Origin of the sequence: Streptomyces sp. CB01635, from assembly GCF_002803065.1 — a bacterium.
GTDB lineage: Bacteria > Actinomycetota > Actinomycetes > Streptomycetales > Streptomycetaceae > Streptomyces.
Genome location: NZ_NNBL01000015.1, coordinates 78,693 through 95,107 on the forward strand (window position 1 = coordinate 78,693; position 16,415 = coordinate 95,107).

The following is a 16,415-nucleotide window of genomic DNA, read 5'->3' on the forward strand; positions in this document are numbered from 1 at the left end:
GCCTTCCGGCAGCACACGTGGATAACAAGACAGGTAGGTGCATAGAGCATCATGAAGTCTCTCAACGCGCGCACCACACGCGCCATAGTCATCGCCATCGCGGCTGGCTCCCTCGCCCTGACGGGATGCTCCAGCGACAGCAAAGGCAAGGCCAAGGACGACTCGAAGAACCAGAAGGACGCGTCGAGTCAGTCCAAGCCCGTCGCGTACGGTGACGCCGCCGCCTCCAACGGCCCGGCGGAGGCCATCCCCGGCGCGAAGAACGGTGGCAAGATCACCGTTTACGCGCAGTCCGACCTGACCCACATGGACCCGGGGCAGACCTACGTCTCGGACGCCGGTCAGTTCGGCAACCTGATCACCCGTGGTCTGACGAACTTCCAGGAGGACGCCAAGGGCAACCTGACCGTCGTCGGTGACGTCGCCACCGACTCCGGTAAGTCGTCCGACGGTGGTAAGACCTGGACGTACACGCTCAAGGACGGCATCAAGGACGACCAGGGCAACGTCATCACGTCCAAGGACGTCCGTCACACCATCGAGCGCCAGTACGCGAAGTTCATCTTCGACGGCCCGACGTACGTCCAGACCTGGCTCTCCGGCCAGGACTACCGCAAGAAGCTGCCGGACGGTCCGTTCAAGGGCAAGCACCTGCCGGACTCCGTCCTGTCGACCCCGGACGACAAGACCGTGGTCTTCCACTTCGACACGGCCCGCCCCGACCTGCCGCAGGCGCTCGCCATGGCCGGTTACGGCATCGTCCCCGAGAAGCGGGACACCAAGGAGAAGTACGACAAGGCCCCCGCCTCGCTCGGCCCGTACAAGCTCGCCGACTACAAGGCGGGCAAGTCCCTCACGCTGGTGAAGAACACCAACTGGGACCCGAAGACGGACTCGGTGCGCCACCAGTACGTCGACGGCTACAACTTCGAGCTGACGGTCGCCCAGGACAGCCAGACCAAGCGTCTGATCGCCGACCAGGGCGAGGCCAAGACGGCGATCCAGTTCACCGACATCGTCGACCCGGCCCAGCTCCAGGACGTCGTCACCGACCCGAAGGTCAACAAGCGCACGATCAAGGGCTACCAGCCCTACGTGTGGCAGATGACCTACAACCTGGACCGGATGAAGGACAAGAAGGTCCGCGACGCCATCACCTACGCCATCCCGAGCCAGCGGATGGTCCAGGCGGACGGCGGCAAGTACGGCGGCGAGATCGCGGGCGGCCTGTTCGCCCCGACCCTGCCGAACTTCGACCCGAAGTTCGACCCGTTCGGCAAGCTCAAGAAGCCCAACGGCGACCTGCCGATGGCCCAGAAGCTGATCAAGGAAGCCGGTGTCAAGAAGGGCACCAAGCTCACCTACGCCTACTCGAACACCCCGCGCGGCCAGGCCCAGATGGTCATCATCAAGGACACCCTGACCAAGCTCGGCTTCGACGTTCAGGCCAAGGAGATCGACCGGGCCAGCTTCTACGAGCAGGTCGGCAAGCTGAAGAACCCGTACGACCTCTACATGACCGGCTGGGGCCAGGACTGGCCGTCCGAGGGCACGGTCGTCACCCCGGTCTACGACGGTTCCACGGTCCAGGACGGTGGGTCGAACTACTCCCACATCGCGGACCCGCAGGTCGACGCCGGCATCAAGGAGGCCCTGAAGCTGGACCCGGCAGCGGCCAAGGCCAAGTGGGCCGAGCTGCACAAGCGCATCGTCGAGGAGATCGACCCGGCTGCTCCGGTGTACTACTCCAAGTCGATCCAGCTCTTCGGTTCCGGCATCGGCGGTGCGAAGTACAGCACCGAGTCGAGCTACGTCGACATCAACGACCTGTTCGTGAAGTAGTAGCCGACCACGGCTGACCCGTGGGGGTGCGCGCCAGGCGGAGCGCACCCCCACGGCCTGCAGACTCCCTCATTGCCACCGCCTCCGAAGAGAGCAGCCGACCGCCATGCTTCAGTTTCTTTTCCGCCGGTTGACCGGTGCGGTCGTGATCATGATTCTGATCGCGGCGTTCACGTTCTTCCTGTTCTATACGGTTCCTCAGGACTTCGCCGAGCTCGCCTGCGGCAAGAACTGCTCGCCGCAGAACATCGCGGTCATCCGCGAGAACCTGGGCCTCGACAAGTCCATCGCCGCGCAGTTCTGGGAGTTCATGCGGGGCATCGTGATGGGGCGCGACTTCCCGGTCGGCCACTGCCCGGCTCCGTGCCTGGGCATGTCCTTCAAGTCCAATGACTTCGTGTGGGACTCGATCGTCGACCGCTTCCCGCTGACCCTCTCGCTGACCATTGGCGGTCTGGTCGTCTTCCTCGTGGTGGGCCTCGGCACCGGTCTGCTGGCCGCGTGGAAGCGCGGCACCGTGCTCGACCGGCTCGTCTCCGGCGCCTCGATCGTGCTCAGCTCCTTCCAGATCTATCTGCTGGGCCCGATCGTCCTCGGCCTGTTCGTGTACAGCACCGGCTGGATGGACAACCCGAAGTACGTCCCGTTCTTCGACAGTCCCACCAAGTGGTTCCTGGGTCTGCTCATCCCCTGGGTCGTGATGGCGACGATCTTCACCGCGCAGTACACGCGTATGGCGCGCTCCACGATGATCGAGCAGCTCCAGGAAGAGCACGTCCGCACGGCCAAGGCCAAGGGCATGGGCGGCAAGTACGTCTTCTTCCGCTACGCCTGGCGCGGATCGCTCATCCCCATCGTCACCATCCTCGGCATCGACCTCTCCGGCCTGCTCGCCGGCGCGGTGGTCACCGAGTACACCTTCGACCTTCCCGGCCTCGGCCGGCTTGCGGTGGAGTCGTCCACCGACAAGGACCTCCCGCTGACCATGGGCGCGATGCTGGTAGGGGCCTTCTTCATCCTGATCCTGAACATCATCGTGGACATCGCATACGCATACATCGACCCGCGCGTGCGCCTCGCCTAGGAGAACGACCGTGACCACTGTGACCAAGACCGAGGACAGCCCGGCCCCGACCGGTTCGGAGGCTTTCCTCTCGGTCCGTGACCTCAGGGTGCAGTTCTCCACCGAGGACGGCATCGTCAAGGCGGTCGACGGGCTCTCCTTCGACCTGGAGCGGGGCAAGACGCTCGGCATCGTCGGCGAGTCCGGCTCGGGCAAGTCCGTCACCAACCTGACGGTCCTCGGGCTGCACAACAAGAAGTCCACCACCGTGGAGGGCGAGATCATCCTGGACGGCCAGGAGCTCGTCACCGCGACCGAGAGGGAACTGGAGAAGGTCCGCGGCAACAAGGCCGCGATGATCTTCCAGGACCCGCTCACCGCGATGTCGCCGTACTACACGGTGGGCCGCCAGATCATGGAGCCCTTCATGAAGCACACCGGTGCTTCCAAGAAGGACGCCAGGATCCGCGCCATCGACATGCTCGAGAAGGTCGGCATCCCGCAGCCGAAGCAGCGCGTCGACGACTACCCGCACCAGTTCTCCGGCGGCATGCGCCAGCGCGCGATGATCGCCATGGCCCTGGTCTGCGACCCCGACCTGCTGATCGCCGACGAGCCGACCACCGCGCTCGACGTGACGGTGCAGGCGCAGATCCTGGACCTGCTCAAGGACCTCCAGCAGGAGTTCGGCTCCGCCATCGTCTTCATCACGCACGACCTCGGCGTCATCTCCAAGATGGCCGACGACCTGCTCGTGATGTACGCGGGCCGGGCCGTGGAGCGCGGTTCGGTGAGCGAAGTGCTGCGCACGCCGCAGCACCCGTACACCTGGGGTCTGCTCTCGTCGATGCCCCGCCTCGGCGGCGACATCAACGAGGCGCTCACACCGATCCCGGGCGCCCCGCCCTCCCTGCTCAACCCGCCGACGGGCTGCCGTTTCCATCCGCGGTGCGGCTTCCCCGACCAGGTGTCCGGCGGCCGTTGCACCACCGAGCGTCCGCTGCTCGCGGACGGCCGTGCCGCCGCCTGCCACCTCACCTCGGAGCAGCGGCAGACCATCTTCATCGACCGGATCAAGCCCCGGCTCGGCTAGGAAGTACACGACATGACTGACAACGTCACCCTTCCCAAGCAGCAGGGACCTGGCGAAGAGCCCGCAGGGACCGGCGAGGCGCTGCTCCACGTCGAGGGCCTGACCAAGCACTTCCCGATCTACGGCGGCTTTCCCATCAAGCGCAGGGTCGGCGCCGTCCAGGCCGTCGACGGCGTGGACCTCAGCGTGCACGCGGGCGAGAGCGTCGGCCTCGTGGGCGAGTCCGGCTGTGGCAAGTCGACCACCGGCCGGCTGATCACGCGGCTGATGGAGCCCACCGGCGGCAGGATCACGTACCAGGGTCAGGACATCACCAAGGCGAGCCGTAAGCAGCTCGCGCCGGTGCGCTCCGAGATCCAGATGATCTTCCAGGACCCGTACTCGTCGCTGAACCCGCGGCAGACGGTCGGCACGATCATCAAGTCGCCGATGGAGGTCAACGGGATCGAGCCGCCCGGCGGCCGTGAGAAGCGCGCCCGTGAACTCCTGGAGACCGTGGGCCTCAACCCGGAGCACTACAACCGCTTCCCGCACGAGTTCTCCGGCGGTCAGCGCCAGCGCATCGGCGTCGCCCGCGCCCTCGCCCTGAACCCGAAGCTGATCATCGCGGACGAGCCGGTCTCCGCGCTCGACGTGTCGATCCAGGCGCAGGTCGTCAACCTGCTCAAGAAGGTCCAGGACGAGCTCGGGATCGCGTTCCTGTTCATCGCCCATGACCTGGCGATCGTGCGGCACTTCTCGCAGCGCGTCGCGGTCATGTACCTCGGCAAGATCGTCGAGATCGGCGACCGCGACTCGATCTACAACGGGCCGCGCCACCCCTATACGCACGCGCTGCTCTCGGCCGTGCCGGAGGTGGAGCTCGAGGGTGCCGAGGACCGCGAGCGCATCCGTCTGCAGGGCGACGTCCCCTCGCCGATCTTCCCGCCGTCGGGCTGCCGCTTCCGCACCCGCTGCTGGAAGGCGCAGGACAAGTGCGCCACGGAGGAGCCCCCGCTCGTCCAGATCTCCGGCAACCGCGAGGGTCACCTGACGGCCTGCCACTTCCCGGAGGAGCCGACCACCGAGGACCGCGGCGAGGACATCGTTCTTGACCCGGCACTTGCGGCCCTCGAGGACGCGTCCGGCCAGGACGCCTGACCGTCCGCGCTCCGGCCGACCACGGCCCGCCACCGGTGACACGCCGGTGACGGGCCGTCGGCGTATCCGGGCGGGTGGTCATGACGGTCCTGGTGTGGGCGATGATCCAGGAACGAGCGGGCGAGCGAGAGGGGCCACACATGCTGGACGACCTTGAGGTGCGGTGCGCGGAGGCGATGGCGGGGTACGGATGCCCGTCCGTCTCGGTCGCGGTCGCCGTGCGGGGCGAGGTGATCCGCGCCGAGGCGTACGGGCTCGCCGACACCGGCGCGCGGATCCCCGCCACCGTCCGCACCCCGTACGCCCTCGCCTCCGTCACCAAGCCGGTCACGGCCGCGGCGGTCTGCGTCGCGGCCGACGAGGGGGTGCTCGACCTGGACGCGCCGGGACCCCTCGGCGCGACCCCGCGTCAGCTCCTGCGGCACCGGGGCGGGCTCGGCGCGCACTACGACTTCCACTACGGCGAGGAGGGCGAGCCGGCCATCGACGCGGAGCCGTACACACGGCTCCAGCGCGCGCCCGGCTCCGGCTTCGAGTACGCGAACCTCGGTTACCGGCTCCTCGGCCGGCACCTGGAGGACGCCACCGGACAGGACCTCGCCACGTACGCCCGGGAGCGGGTCCTCGGGCCGCTCGGGCTCGACGGCTTCCGCATCGCCACGCACTGCCCGGGCGCCGCGACCCGCTACACCCCCGACGGGCGCCCCTATCCCCAGGGCCTGCGCACCAGCCATCCCGGCGCCACGCTCGGCTGGGCGACGGCATCTCAGCTCGCCCTCTTCGCCCAGTCCTGGCCGCGGCTCCTGAAGCCGGAGACGGCCGCCGCGGTCCTCGACGCCGTCCCGATCGGCGAGCACCTCGGGTACGGCCTCGGCTGGTGCGTCTCGCGCGGCGAGGGGCCGCTCCTGGTGAGCCACGGCGGAGGCATGGGCGGCGTGGCCGTGATGGCGGTGTCGGCGCCGGAACCGGGCCTGTCGGTGGCGGTCCTGACGAACACGACGGCGAAGGCGGCCCGTGACGCGGTCGTCGCCCACGTCCTGGGCGAGCTGGTGCCCGGGTTCAGGCCCGAACTGATCTCACCGGTGTTCTCCGTGCCCGCGCGCCCGCTGACCCTGCAGGAGGGGGAGTGGGCGGGCCACGCCTCGACGCCGGAGGGCGAGGTCCCGCTGCGGCTGCGGATCCTGCCGGGCGCCCGGGCCGAACTCGCCACCGGCGACGAGAGCGCCACCGCCTCCGTCGACGCCACGGCCACCCTCGCCCTGCGCGGCTCCTTCCCCGTACAACTCCCCACCGCCGACGCGAGGGTCAGCGGTCCGGTGCTCGGTCTGGAACTGCGGCTGGACGAGGGGCGGCTGACCGGGGTGGCCCGTGTTTACAAGGAGGGCGACCGGGAGGGGCTGATCGGCAACCTGCTGACCCACCCGTGCGAACTGGGGCTCGTACGGGCGGACTGAAAGTGCGTTATGTCTCTTCGGGGGTGATATTTGGGCCTAAGTGCCGTCAGGCGCGGACCCAGAAGCACTCCGAGGAGGCACTCCATGCGTGGAGCCACGCACGCCAAGTGGGCCGTATGCGCGGTGGCCGTCGCTCTCGCGGCGACGGCCTGTGGTGGTGGGAGCGACAGCGGCGGCAGTGGTGGCGACGGCTCAGGGATCGTCCGTTCGTCCTGGGGTGACCCGCAGAACCCGCTGGAACCCGCGAACACGAACGAGGTACAGGGCGGCAAGGTCCTGGACATGGTCTTCCGTGGCCTGAAGCGGTACAACCCGAAGACCGGCGCTGCCGAGGACATGCTCGCAGACAAGATCGAGACGACGGACTCGGTCAACTTCAAGATCACGGTCAAGGACGGCTGGACGTTCTCCAACGGCGAGAAGGTCACCGCGAAGTCCTTCGTGGACGCCTGGAACTACGGCGCGGACCTGAAGAACAACCAGAAGAACGCCTACTTCTTCGGCCAGATCGACGGCTACGACAAGGTCCACCCCGACTCCGGCACCCCCAGCGCCACCAGTCTGTCCGGGCTCAAGGTCACCGGTCCCCTCACCTTCTCGGTCAAGCTCAGCCAGAAGTTCTCGCTGTGGCCCGACACCCTCGGCTACGCGGCCTTCGCCCCGCTCCCCAAGGCCTTCTTCGACGACCACGACGCGTGGGTGAGCAAGCCGGTCGGCAACGGCCCGTACACGATCGACAGCTACACCAAGGGCTCCCAGATGTCCCTGCGCAAGTGGGACGCCTACCCGGGCACCGACAAGGCGCAGAACGGTGGCGTGGACCTGAAGGTCTACACCGACAACAACACGGCGTACACCGACCTGACGGCCGGCAACCTCGACCTCGTCGACGACGTCCCGGCCTCGCAGCTCAAGAACGTCGAGGCCGACCTCGGCGGCCGGTACATCAACTCCCCCGCCGGCATCATCCAGACGCTCGCCTTCCCGTTCTACGATCCCGCGTGGAACAAGGCGGACAGCGACAAGGTCCGCAAGGGCCTGTCGATGGCGATCAACCGCAAGCAGATCACCGAGACGATCTTCCAGAAGACCCGAACCCCGGCCACGGACTGGACCTCGCCGGTCCTCGGCAAGGACGGCGGCTTCCAGGACGGGCTGTGCGGCGACGGGTGCGACTACAACCCCACCGAGGCCAAGAAGCTGGTCCAGGAGGGCGGCGGCATCCCCGGCGGCCAGGTGAAGATCGGCTACAACGCCGACACCGGCAGCCACAAGGAGTGGGTCGACGCCGTCTGCAACAGCATCAACAACGCCCTGGGGAACGACAATGCCTGCGTCGGCCTGCCCACCGGCACCTTCGCCGACTTCCGCAACAAGATCACGCAGAAGAAGATGACGGGCCCGTTCCGCGCCGGCTGGCAGATGGACTACCCGCTCATCCAGAACTTCCTGCAGCCGCTGTACTACACCAACGCCTCGTCCAACGACGGCAAATGGTCCAACAAGGAGTTCGACAAGCTCGTCGACCAGGCCAACGCCGAGTCCGACCGCGCCAAGGCCGTCAAGATCTTCCAGCAGGCCGAAGGCGTCGTCAGGGACAACATGGCGGCCATCCCACTCTGGTACCAGAACGGCAGTGCCGGCTACTCCGACAAGGTCTCCAACGTCGCCCTCAACCCGTTCAGCGTTCCGGTCTACAACGAGATCAAGGTCAAATGACGCCCGGGGAGCGGCGGCCCGGGGACTGACGGGCGGCCGCTCCCCCCGATTCCGGAGCCCCGTATGGGACGTTATGTGATCAGGCGTCTGCTGCAGATGATCCCGGTCTTCTTCGGCGCGACGCTGCTCATCTTCCTGATGGTCAACGTGATGGGCGACCCCATCGCGGGACTCTGCGGCGACAAGCAGTGCGATCCCGCCACGGCCGCTCAGCTCGAGAAGGAGTTCGGCCTCGACAAGCCCGTCTGGCAGCAATACCTGACGTACATGGGGAACGTCTTCACCGGCGACTTCGGCACCGCGTTCAACGGCCAGAAGGTCACCGAACTGATGGCGGCCGCCTTCCCCGTGACGATCCGCCTGACCGTCGTGGCGATCCTCTTCGAGATCGTCATCGGCATCACGCTCGGCGTCGTCACAGGGCTGCGCCGCGGCCGTCCCGTCGACACCACCGTGCTGCTGCTCACCCTGGTCGTCATCTCCGTCCCGACCTTCGTCACCGGCCTGCTCCTCCAGCTTCTGCTCGGCGTCGAGTGGGGGATCATCAAACCCGCGGTGTCCACCGAGGCGACGTTCTCCGAACTCATCGTCCCCGGCCTCGTGCTCGCCTCGGTCTCCCTCGCCTACGTCACCCGGCTCACCAGGACCTCGATCGCCGAGAACCGCCGCGCCGACTACGTCCGTACGGCCATCGCCAAGGGCCTCCCGCGCCGCCGCGTCATCGTCCGGCACCTGCTGCGCAACTCGCTGATCCCGGTCGTCACCTTCATCGGCACCGACATCGGCGCCCTGATGGGCGGCGCCATCGTCACGGAGCGGATCTTCAACATCCACGGCGTCGGCTACCAGCTCTACCAGGGCATCCTCCGGCAGAACACCCAGACCGTCGTCGGCTTCGTGACCGTACTCGTCCTCGTCTTCCTGGCGGCCAACCTGATCGTCGACCTTCTGTACGCCGTACTCGACCCGAGGATCCGCTATGCCTGAACCCGAGCCGCCGGAGCCCTACTTGTCCGGCGGGGGCCGCGTCCCGGAGGACGGAGGGGCCATCGCCGCCACGGGCGCGGGCGGCGCCATGGACCTCGCCACGAGCGAGGGGACGACCTTGGAGCAGCAACCGTCAGCCGCCTCCGGCGGACGGGCTCCGGGCGGCCCCGAAGGCAAGCCGAGAAGCCTCTGGTCGGACGCCTGGCGCGATCTGCGCCGCAACCCGATCTTCATCATCTCGGGCCTGATCATCGTCTTCCTCGTGATCATTTCGATCTGGCCCTCGCTGATCGCCTCCGGCAACCCGCTCTCCTGCGACCTCGCCAAGGCGCAGGAGGGCTCCCAGCCCGGCCACCCCTTCGGCTTCAACGGCCAGGGCTGCGACGTCTACACGCGCACCGTGTACGGCGCCCGCACCTCGGTCACCGTCGGCGTCTGCGCCACCGTCGGCGTCGCCCTGCTGGGCAGCGTTCTCGGCGGGCTCGCCGGGTTCTTCGGCGGGGGGTGGGACGCGATCCTGTCCCGCATCACCGACGTCTTCTTCGCGATCCCGGTCGTCCTCGGCGGCCTGGTGCTCCTGTCCGTGGTCACCAGCTCCACCGTCTGGCCGGTCATCGGGTTCATGGTGCTGCTCGGCTGGCCGCAGCTCTCCCGCATCGCCCGCGGCTCCGTCATCACGGCGAAGCAGAACGACTACGTGCAGGCGGCGCGGGCGCTCGGCGCCTCCAACTCCCGGATGATGCTGCGGCACATCCTGCCCAACGCGATCGCGCCGGTCATCGTCGTCGCGACCATCGCGCTCGGCACGTACATCTCCCTCGAGGCCACGCTCTCGTACCTCGGCGTCGGTCTGAAGCCGCCCACCGTGAGCTGGGGCATCGACATCTCGTCGGCGTCGCAGTACATCCGCAACGCCCCGCACATGCTGCTCTGGCCCGCCGGCGCGCTCGCGATCACCGTGCTCGCGTTCATCATGCTCGGCGACGCGGTGCGCGACGCCCTCGACCCCAAGCTGAGGTAGGCGCCCATGCTGCTCGAAGTGCGCGATCTGCAGGTGGAGTTCCGTACGCGCGAAGGCGTCGCCAAGGCCGTCAACGGGGTCAACTACACCGTCGAGGCCGGTGAGACCCTCGCCGTGCTCGGCGAATCCGGGTCCGGCAAGTCCGTGACCGCGCAGGCGATCATGGGCATCCTCGACATGCCGCCCGGGAAGATCACCGGCGGTGAGATCCTCTTCCAGGGCTCCGACCTCCTCAAGCTCAAGGAGGACGAGCGGCGCAAGGTCCGCGGCGCGAAGATGGCGATGATCTTCCAGGACGCGCTCAGCTCCCTCAACCCCGTCCTGTCCGTGGGCGCGCAGATCGGCGAGCTGTTCACCGTCCACAAGGGCATGTCCCGCAAGGACGCCAAGATCAAGGCCGTCGAGCTGATGGACCGGGTCAGGATCCCGGCGGCCAAGGAGCGGGTCGGCCAGTACCCGCACCAGTTCAGCGGCGGCATGCGCCAGCGCATCATGATCGCGATGGCGCTCGCGCTGGAACCGGACCTGATCATCGCCGACGAGCCCACCACCGCCCTCGACGTCACCGTGCAGGCCCAGGTCATGGAGCTGCTCGCCGAGCTCCAGCGCGAACTCAGCATGGGGCTCATCCTCATCACCCACGACCTGGGCGTGGTCGCCGACGTAGCCGACAAGATCGCCGTCATGTACGCGGGCCGCATCGTCGAGACGGCGCCCGTGCACGAGATCTACAAGGCGCCCGCCCACCCGTACACCAAGGGCCTGCTCGAATCGATCCCGCGCCTGGACCAGAAGGGCCAGGAGCTGTACGCGATCAAGGGCCTGCCGCCCAACCTGATGCACATCCCGCCCGGCTGCGCCTTCAACCCGCGCTGCCCGATGGCCCAGGACGTGTGCCGCGCGGACGTTCCCCCGCTCTTCGAGGTGAGCCCGACGCGCCGGAGCGCCTGCTACTTCTGGAAGGAGACGCTCGATGGCTGACCTGGCGAAAGAGGCGCACGCCGCCGCCCCCGTGCCGGCCCGTGAGCCGATCCTGGAGGTCAGCGGCCTGGTCAAGCACTATCCGCTCACCCAGGGGATCCTGTTCAAGAAGCAGGTCGGCGCGGTCAAGGCCGTCGACGGCGTCGACTTCGTGCTCGGCGAGGGCGAGACCCTCGGCATCGTCGGCGAGTCCGGCTGCGGCAAGTCGACCGTCGCCAGGATGCTGGTCAACCTGGAGCGGCCGACCGCCGGGCAGATCAAGTACAGGGGCGAGGACATCACCAAGCTGTCCGGGCGCGCCCTGAAGGCCGTACGCCGCAACATCCAGATGGTGTTCCAGGACCCGTACACGTCCCTCAACCCGCGCATGACGGTCGGCGACATCATCGGGGAGCCGTACGAGATCCACCCCGAGGTCGCTCCCAAGGGCGACCGGCGCCGCAAGGTGCAGGACCTCCTGGACGTGGTCGGGCTCAACCCGGAGTACATCAACCGGTACCCGCACCAGTTCTCCGGCGGCCAGCGCCAGCGCATCGGCATCGCGCGCGGCCTCGCCCTGCGTCCCGAGATCATCGTCGCCGACGAGCCGGTCTCCGCACTCGATGTCTCCGTGCAGGCGCAGGTCATCAACCTGCTCGACAGCCTCCAGAACGAGTTCGACCTCTCCTACGTCTTCATCGCCCACGACCTGTCGATCGTCCGCCACATCTCCGACCGGGTCGGCGTCATGTACCTCGGGCGGATCGTCGAGACCGGCACCGACGAGCAGATCTACGAACACCCCACGCACCCCTACACCCAGGCGCTCCTGTCCGCCGTGCCCGTCCCCGACCCGGAGGCGCGCGAGCACCGCGAGCGGATCATCCTCACCGGTGACGTGCCGTCCCCGGCCAACGTGCCCTCGGGCTGCCGCTTCCGCACCCGCTGCTGGAAGGCGCAGGAGCGGTGCGAACTGGAGGTTCCGGCGCTCGCGGTGCCCGCCGTGTTCCGCATCGGGGAGTCACCGGCGAAGCACGACTCGGCCTGCCACTTCGCCGAGGAGAAGCGCGTCGTCCCCAGCGAGTAGGCGTACGTGTCATGACAAATGCACATCAACTTCGTTAACACGCAGGCAACTTGACCGTCGCGGCACCGATATACGAACGCGTCAGGCTGAACAGCGTACGGCCGTGCGGGTGCCGTGGACCGGCCGGAGCGCGCCATGTCGCTCCGGCCGGTCGCCTTTCTAGGCCAGTCCCAGCGAGCGCTTCAGGAAGTCCACCTGGAGCAGCAGCAGATTCTCCGCGACCTGCTCCTGCGGCGTCATGTGCGTCACGCCCGACAGCGGCAGCACCTCGTGCGGCCGGCCCGCGGCGAGGAGTGCCGACGAAAGGCGCAGACTGTGCGCCACCACGACGTTGTCGTCGGCCAGGCCGTGCACGATCATCAGCGGCCGGTGCTGCTCCGCCGCCTCGGCCAGACCGCCGTCGGTGACCAGCGAGTTCTTCTCGTACACCTGCGGCGCGGCCTTCGGGTCGCCCAGGTAGCGCTCCGTGTAGTGGGTGTCGTAGAGCCGCCAGTCCGTGACCGGGGCGCCCGCGATGCCCGCGTGGAAGACGTCGGGGCGGCGCAGGACCGCGAGCCCCGCCAGATAGCCGCCGTACGACCAGCCGCGGATCGCCACCCGGTTCAGGTCGAGCGGGAAGGCGTCGGCCAGCGCGTGCAGCGCCGTGATCTGGTCGTCGAGCGTGATCGTGAGGTCGTCGCGGACCGCCTTCTCCCGGGCGGGGGAGTGGCCGGGGGTGCCGCGGCCGTCCGCGACGACCACCGCGAAGCCCTGGTCGGCGAACCACTGCGACGTCAGATGCGGATTGTGCGCGGCGAGCACCCGCTGCCCGTGCGGGCCGCCGTACGGGTCGAGCAGCACCGGCAGCGGCCCGTCGCCCTGCTCGTACGAGGACGGGAGCAGGACGGCGCACGGGATGCCGGCCGCCTCTGTGAGCGTCAGGCGGGGGCTCAGTGAGGGGCGCTCGGCGTGCGAGGCGACCGTCGCGATCTGCTTGCCGTCCCGCATCACCCGCACCCGCGTGCCCGGCTCGTCGGTGTGCGCCGACGCCAGGACGGTCACGCCGCCCGCGCGCACCGCGGAGTGCACGCCCGGCTCGTCCGAGACGCGCTCCACGCCCAGCTCGTTGACCCGGTACACATGCACCTCGCCCGTCTCCCGGACCGCCGCCGCCGAGCCGGCGGACGCCGAGATCAGCACGTCGCTCTCGCCCACGTCCAGGACCGCCCGCACATGCAACTGCGGCCCGGTCAGCGGCCGTTCACCGACCGCGAGGACCCGCGCCCCGCCCTCGTCCGCGATCCGCACGAGCTGCCCGCTCGGCGACCACGACGGCACACCGGGGAACAGCTCCAGCCACTGCCCGTCCTCGTCCGCGTGCACCATCCGCGTCGAACCGTCGCCGACGTTCACCGCGAGATACAGCTCACTGAGCTGGTCACGGGCCTGTACGAGGATCAGCGGCGCCCCGTCGGCCGACCAGTGCACCCGCGCCAGATACGGGTACCTCGCCCGGTCCCACGACACCTCCGTGCGCTCCCCGTCCAGACCGATGACGAAGAGCCGCACCTCCGCGTTGGGCGTGCCCGCCGCCGGGTACGCGTTGCGGGCAGGCTTGCGGTCCGGGTGCGCCGGATCCGCGATCCACCAGCGCCGCACCGCCGCGTCGTCCGCCCGGGCCACCAGCAGCCGGTCCGATTCGGGCGACCACCAAAAGCCCCGCGAGCGCCCCATCTCCTCGGCCGCGATGAACTCCGCGAGCCCGTACGTGACGGTCGACGCCTCGTCCTCGCCCGGAGCGGCGAGGGCCCGGTCGCCCTCGCCGTCGGCGCCGACGACGCGCAGGGCGCCCCCGGACACGTACGCGACATGGCGGCCGTCCGGAGACGGGCGGGGGTCGATCAGCGGTCCGGGGACGCGGAGTTCGCGGGTCGTGCCCGCACGCAGCTCCGCCGTGAACAGCCGGCCGGACAGCGCGAACGCGGCCAGCTCCACGGCCGCGTCCGTCGCATAGGCGACGATGCCCGCGGCGCCCTCGCGGCTGCGCTCGCGCCGTGCGCGCTCCTCGTCCGACAGATCCTCCGCGGCACCGCCCAGAAGGGCCCGGGGATCGGCGGCGATCCGCTCCTCGCCGGACGTCACATCGAGGACCCACAGGGCGTTCGCCCGATCGGTACCGGATCCGGACCGCAGGAAGGCGACGCGCTCGCCGTCGGGCGCCACCGTGAACGCCCGTGGTGCGCCGAGCGTGAAGCGCTGGGTGCGGGCGTGCTGGCGCGGAAAGGAGAGAGGCTCGGTGGTCATCCCCCGACCCTATGGGGCCGTGCCGCCGTGCGCCCCCCTTGCTGCCATGCACCGACTCATGCGGCGGGACGGATAGTTATGATCCATAGCGCTGCGTGGGTAAGGAACCGCTCGGTTCCCGCGTGGCGTACGGCAGTTGGACTCGGGTCAAGGGAGGTGGACCGCTGTGGCACTCTCGATTTCGGCAGTGGTGCTGTTCGCGATCATCGTCTTCATTCTGATCAGGAAGTCGGGTCTGAAGGCCGGACACGCGATCGTCTGCGTCCTGCTCGGGTTCTACCTCGCCAGCTCCTCCATCGCCCCCACCATCAGCGAGCTCACGACGAACGTCGCGGGCATGATCGGCGGGATCAAGTTCTAGGGCCAGTCATGACGTCCTAGGCTGGGGCGCATGACGGAACTGCCCGACCGGCGTCTGCTCCTCGTGCACGCGCACCCCGACGACGAGTCGATCAACAATGGCGCCACCATGGCCAAGTACGCGGCCGACGGTGCCCACGTCACCCTGGTGACCTGCACTCTCGGCGAGGAGGGCGAGGTCATCCCGGACGTTCTCGCGCACCTCGCCCCGGACCGCGAGGACATCCTCGGCCCGCACCGCATCGGCGAGCTCACCGCCGCCATGAAGGAGCTCGGGGTCACCGATCACCGCTTCCTCGGCGGCCCCGGACGCTTCCGCGACTCCGGGATGACGGGCGCCGAGCAGAACGACCGGCCCGGCGCCTTCTGGGCCGCAGACCTGGACGAGGCCGCAGCCCATCTCGTCGAGGTGATCCGCGAGGTCCGCCCCCAGGTCCTGGTCACCTACGACCCGGACGGCGGCTACGGCCATCCCGACCACATCAAGGCCCATCGCGTCGCCATGCGCGCCGCCGAGCTCGCGGCCGAGCCCGCGTTCCGCCGGGACCTCGGCGACACCCACGCCGTCTCGAAGATCTACTGGAACCGCGTGCCCCGCTCCGTGGTCGAGGAGCGCTTCCGCTGGCTGGCCGGTGTCCTCGGCTCGACCCCGTACGGGACCGCGGCCGAGATCGGCGACGTACCGGGCGTCGTCGACGACGAGCGGGTCACCGCCGAGATCGACGGCAGGGCCTTCGCCGCGGCCAAGACCGCCGCGATGCGCGCCCACGCCACCCAGGTCGAGATCGCACCCGGCGGCGAGCCGGTCTTCGCCCTGTCGAACGGGCTCGCCCAGCCGGTCTTCGACGTGGAGTATTACGAGCTGGCGCGGGGCGAGGCGGCGGCGCCTCACGAGACGGACCTGTTCGCGGGAGTGGTGGCGTGATGAGTGGCGCAGGAAAGTCGGGCAACCCGGCCAAGTCCGGGCGGGCGGCGGCGTCGAGCGGCGCCGCGAAGCCCCCGGCCGGCCCGGCGGTCCAGCCGGTGGGGACCGGCCCCGACGCCGGGCGCATCGCCGTGCTGGCGGGGCTCCTCGTGCTCGGCGCACTTGTCGGGGTGGCGGGTTCCCTGGTCCAAGGCGGCCTGTTTCCGGGCGGGTTGCTCCTCGCGCTGCTCGGCGCGGCCGGCGCGTTCCTCGGCGGGGCGCGGGCGACGGGCACCCGGGGCGGGGCCGTCGCGCCCGCCGTGGGCTGGGCCGTCACGGTCATCCTGCTCACGTCGACCAGGCCCGAGGGCGACTTCCTCTTCGGCGCGGGAACCGCCTCCTATCTGTTCCTTCTCGGCGGGATGGCCGTCGCTGTGATGTGCGCCACCCTTGGTCTGCCGCGGCAACCACCCCGACCCGCCGCCCGACTTGGGAAGTGACG

14 protein-coding genes are annotated in these 16,415 nt (G+C 69.0%); 13 read left to right on the top strand and 1 reads right to left on the bottom strand.

The features are described from left to right. Nucleotides 1–51: 51 nt before the first annotated feature. From CG723_RS29710 to CG723_RS29755, 10 genes are all read left to right on the top strand, one after another. Nucleotides 52–1,842 carry an ABC transporter substrate-binding protein gene (locus tag CG723_RS29710; protein ID WP_100596601.1) on the top strand — a complete coding sequence of 597 codons (1,791 nt, stop codon included), beginning with the start codon at nucleotides 52–54 and terminating at the stop codon, nucleotides 1,840–1,842. Nucleotides 1,843–1,948: 106 nt separating this feature from the next. Continuing rightward, nucleotides 1,949–2,926, top strand: a complete 978-nt coding sequence (locus tag CG723_RS29715) for an ABC transporter permease (RefSeq protein WP_100596602.1) — start codon at nucleotides 1,949–1,951, stop codon at nucleotides 2,924–2,926. A 10-nt stretch (nucleotides 2,927–2,936) separates the two neighbouring features. Beyond that, nucleotides 2,937–3,998 (top strand): ABC transporter ATP-binding protein, encoded by a 1,062-nt coding sequence (locus CG723_RS29720; protein WP_100596603.1) that lies wholly within the window; start codon nucleotides 2,937–2,939, stop codon nucleotides 3,996–3,998. A 12-nt stretch (nucleotides 3,999–4,010) separates the two neighbouring features. After that, nucleotides 4,011–5,138 (top strand): ABC transporter ATP-binding protein, encoded by a 1,128-nt coding sequence (locus tag CG723_RS29725; protein WP_100596604.1) that lies wholly within the window; start codon nucleotides 4,011–4,013, stop codon nucleotides 5,136–5,138. 140 nt (nucleotides 5,139–5,278) lie between these two features. Further along, nucleotides 5,279–6,592, top strand: a complete 1,314-nt coding sequence (locus tag CG723_RS29730) for a serine hydrolase domain-containing protein (RefSeq protein WP_234374588.1) — start codon at nucleotides 5,279–5,281, stop codon at nucleotides 6,590–6,592. Nucleotides 6,593–6,676: 84 nt separating this feature from the next. Continuing rightward, the gene (locus tag CG723_RS29735; RefSeq protein ID WP_100596605.1) at nucleotides 6,677–8,311 is read left to right on the top strand and encodes a peptide ABC transporter substrate-binding protein; all 1,635 of its coding nucleotides are present in this window, start codon (nucleotides 6,677–6,679) and stop codon (nucleotides 8,309–8,311) included. A gap of 63 nt (nucleotides 8,312–8,374) precedes the next feature. Continuing rightward, the gene (locus tag CG723_RS29740; RefSeq protein WP_100596606.1) at nucleotides 8,375–9,298 is read left to right on the top strand and encodes an ABC transporter permease; all 924 of its coding nucleotides are present in this window, start codon (nucleotides 8,375–8,377) and stop codon (nucleotides 9,296–9,298) included. After that, on the top strand, nucleotides 9,291–10,319 hold the full coding sequence (locus CG723_RS29745; protein ID WP_100596607.1) for an ABC transporter permease: 1,029 nt from the start codon (nucleotides 9,291–9,293) through the stop codon (nucleotides 10,317–10,319). The genes CG723_RS29740 and CG723_RS29745 overlap by 8 nt, the downstream gene beginning before the upstream one ends. A gap of 6 nt (nucleotides 10,320–10,325) precedes the next feature. After that, nucleotides 10,326–11,300: an ABC transporter ATP-binding protein gene (locus CG723_RS29750; protein WP_100596608.1), complete on the top strand. Its 975-nt coding sequence runs from the start codon at nucleotides 10,326–10,328 to the stop codon at nucleotides 11,298–11,300. Continuing rightward, the gene (locus CG723_RS29755) at nucleotides 11,293–12,366 is read left to right on the top strand and encodes an ABC transporter ATP-binding protein (protein WP_100596609.1); all 1,074 of its coding nucleotides are present in this window, start codon (nucleotides 11,293–11,295) and stop codon (nucleotides 12,364–12,366) included. Before CG723_RS29750 ends, CG723_RS29755 begins: the two co-directional genes overlap by 8 nt. Before the next feature lie 159 nt (nucleotides 12,367–12,525). On the opposite strand, the gene CG723_RS29760 is transcribed toward CG723_RS29755, so the two are convergent. Next, a complete protein-coding gene (locus CG723_RS29760; RefSeq protein ID WP_100596610.1) occupies nucleotides 12,526–14,649 on the bottom strand; it encodes a S9 family peptidase in 2,124 nt (707 codons plus the stop codon). A gap of 166 nt (nucleotides 14,650–14,815) precedes the next feature. On the opposite strand from CG723_RS29760, the gene CG723_RS29765 reads away from it, so the two are divergent. Genes CG723_RS29765 through CG723_RS29775 form a run of 3 tightly spaced genes read left to right on the top strand, consistent with a single transcriptional unit; the run spans nucleotide 14,816 to nucleotide 16,413 of the window. After that, nucleotides 14,816–15,010, top strand: a complete 195-nt coding sequence (locus CG723_RS29765) for a hypothetical protein (RefSeq protein ID WP_100596611.1) — start codon at nucleotides 14,816–14,818, stop codon at nucleotides 15,008–15,010. 30 nt (nucleotides 15,011–15,040) lie between these two features. Further along, complete coding sequence (mshB, locus tag CG723_RS29770) at nucleotides 15,041–15,934, top strand: N-acetyl-1-D-myo-inositol-2-amino-2-deoxy-alpha-D-glucopyranoside deacetylase (protein WP_100596612.1); 894 nt, start codon at nucleotides 15,041–15,043, stop codon at nucleotides 15,932–15,934. Continuing rightward, nucleotides 15,934–16,413, top strand: coding sequence for a DUF6113 family protein (locus tag CG723_RS29775; RefSeq protein ID WP_234374589.1), 480 nt, complete (start codon nucleotides 15,934–15,936; stop codon nucleotides 16,411–16,413). Before mshB ends, CG723_RS29775 begins: the two co-directional genes overlap by 1 nt. The last annotated feature ends 2 nt before the right edge of the window (nucleotides 16,414–16,415 follow it).

Coding starts and splice junctions, on each gene's coding strand:
- CG723_RS29710 (WP_100596601.1), top strand. CDS start 52: ATGAAGTCTCTCAACGCGCGCACCACACGCGCCATAGTCATCGCCATC.
- CG723_RS29745 (WP_100596607.1), top strand. CDS start 9,291: ATGCCTGAACCCGAGCCGCCGGAGCCCTACTTGTCCGGCGGGGGCCGC.
- CG723_RS29735 (WP_100596605.1), top strand. CDS start 6,677: ATGCGTGGAGCCACGCACGCCAAGTGGGCCGTATGCGCGGTGGCCGTC.
- CG723_RS29755 (WP_100596609.1), top strand. CDS start 11,293: ATGGCTGACCTGGCGAAAGAGGCGCACGCCGCCGCCCCCGTGCCGGCC.
- CG723_RS29725 (WP_100596604.1), top strand. CDS start 4,011: ATGACTGACAACGTCACCCTTCCCAAGCAGCAGGGACCTGGCGAAGAG.
- CG723_RS29730 (WP_234374588.1), top strand. CDS start 5,279: ATGCTGGACGACCTTGAGGTGCGGTGCGCGGAGGCGATGGCGGGGTAC.
- CG723_RS29775 (WP_234374589.1), top strand. CDS start 15,934: ATGAGTGGCGCAGGAAAGTCGGGCAACCCGGCCAAGTCCGGGCGGGCG.
- CG723_RS29715 (WP_100596602.1), top strand. CDS start 1,949: ATGCTTCAGTTTCTTTTCCGCCGGTTGACCGGTGCGGTCGTGATCATG.
- CG723_RS29740 (WP_100596606.1), top strand. CDS start 8,375: ATGGGACGTTATGTGATCAGGCGTCTGCTGCAGATGATCCCGGTCTTC.
- CG723_RS29760 (WP_100596610.1), bottom strand. CDS start 14,649: ATGACCACCGAGCCTCTCTCCTTTCCGCGCCAGCACGCCCGCACCCAG.
- CG723_RS29750 (WP_100596608.1), top strand. CDS start 10,326: ATGCTGCTCGAAGTGCGCGATCTGCAGGTGGAGTTCCGTACGCGCGAA.
- mshB (WP_100596612.1), top strand. CDS start 15,041: ATGACGGAACTGCCCGACCGGCGTCTGCTCCTCGTGCACGCGCACCCC.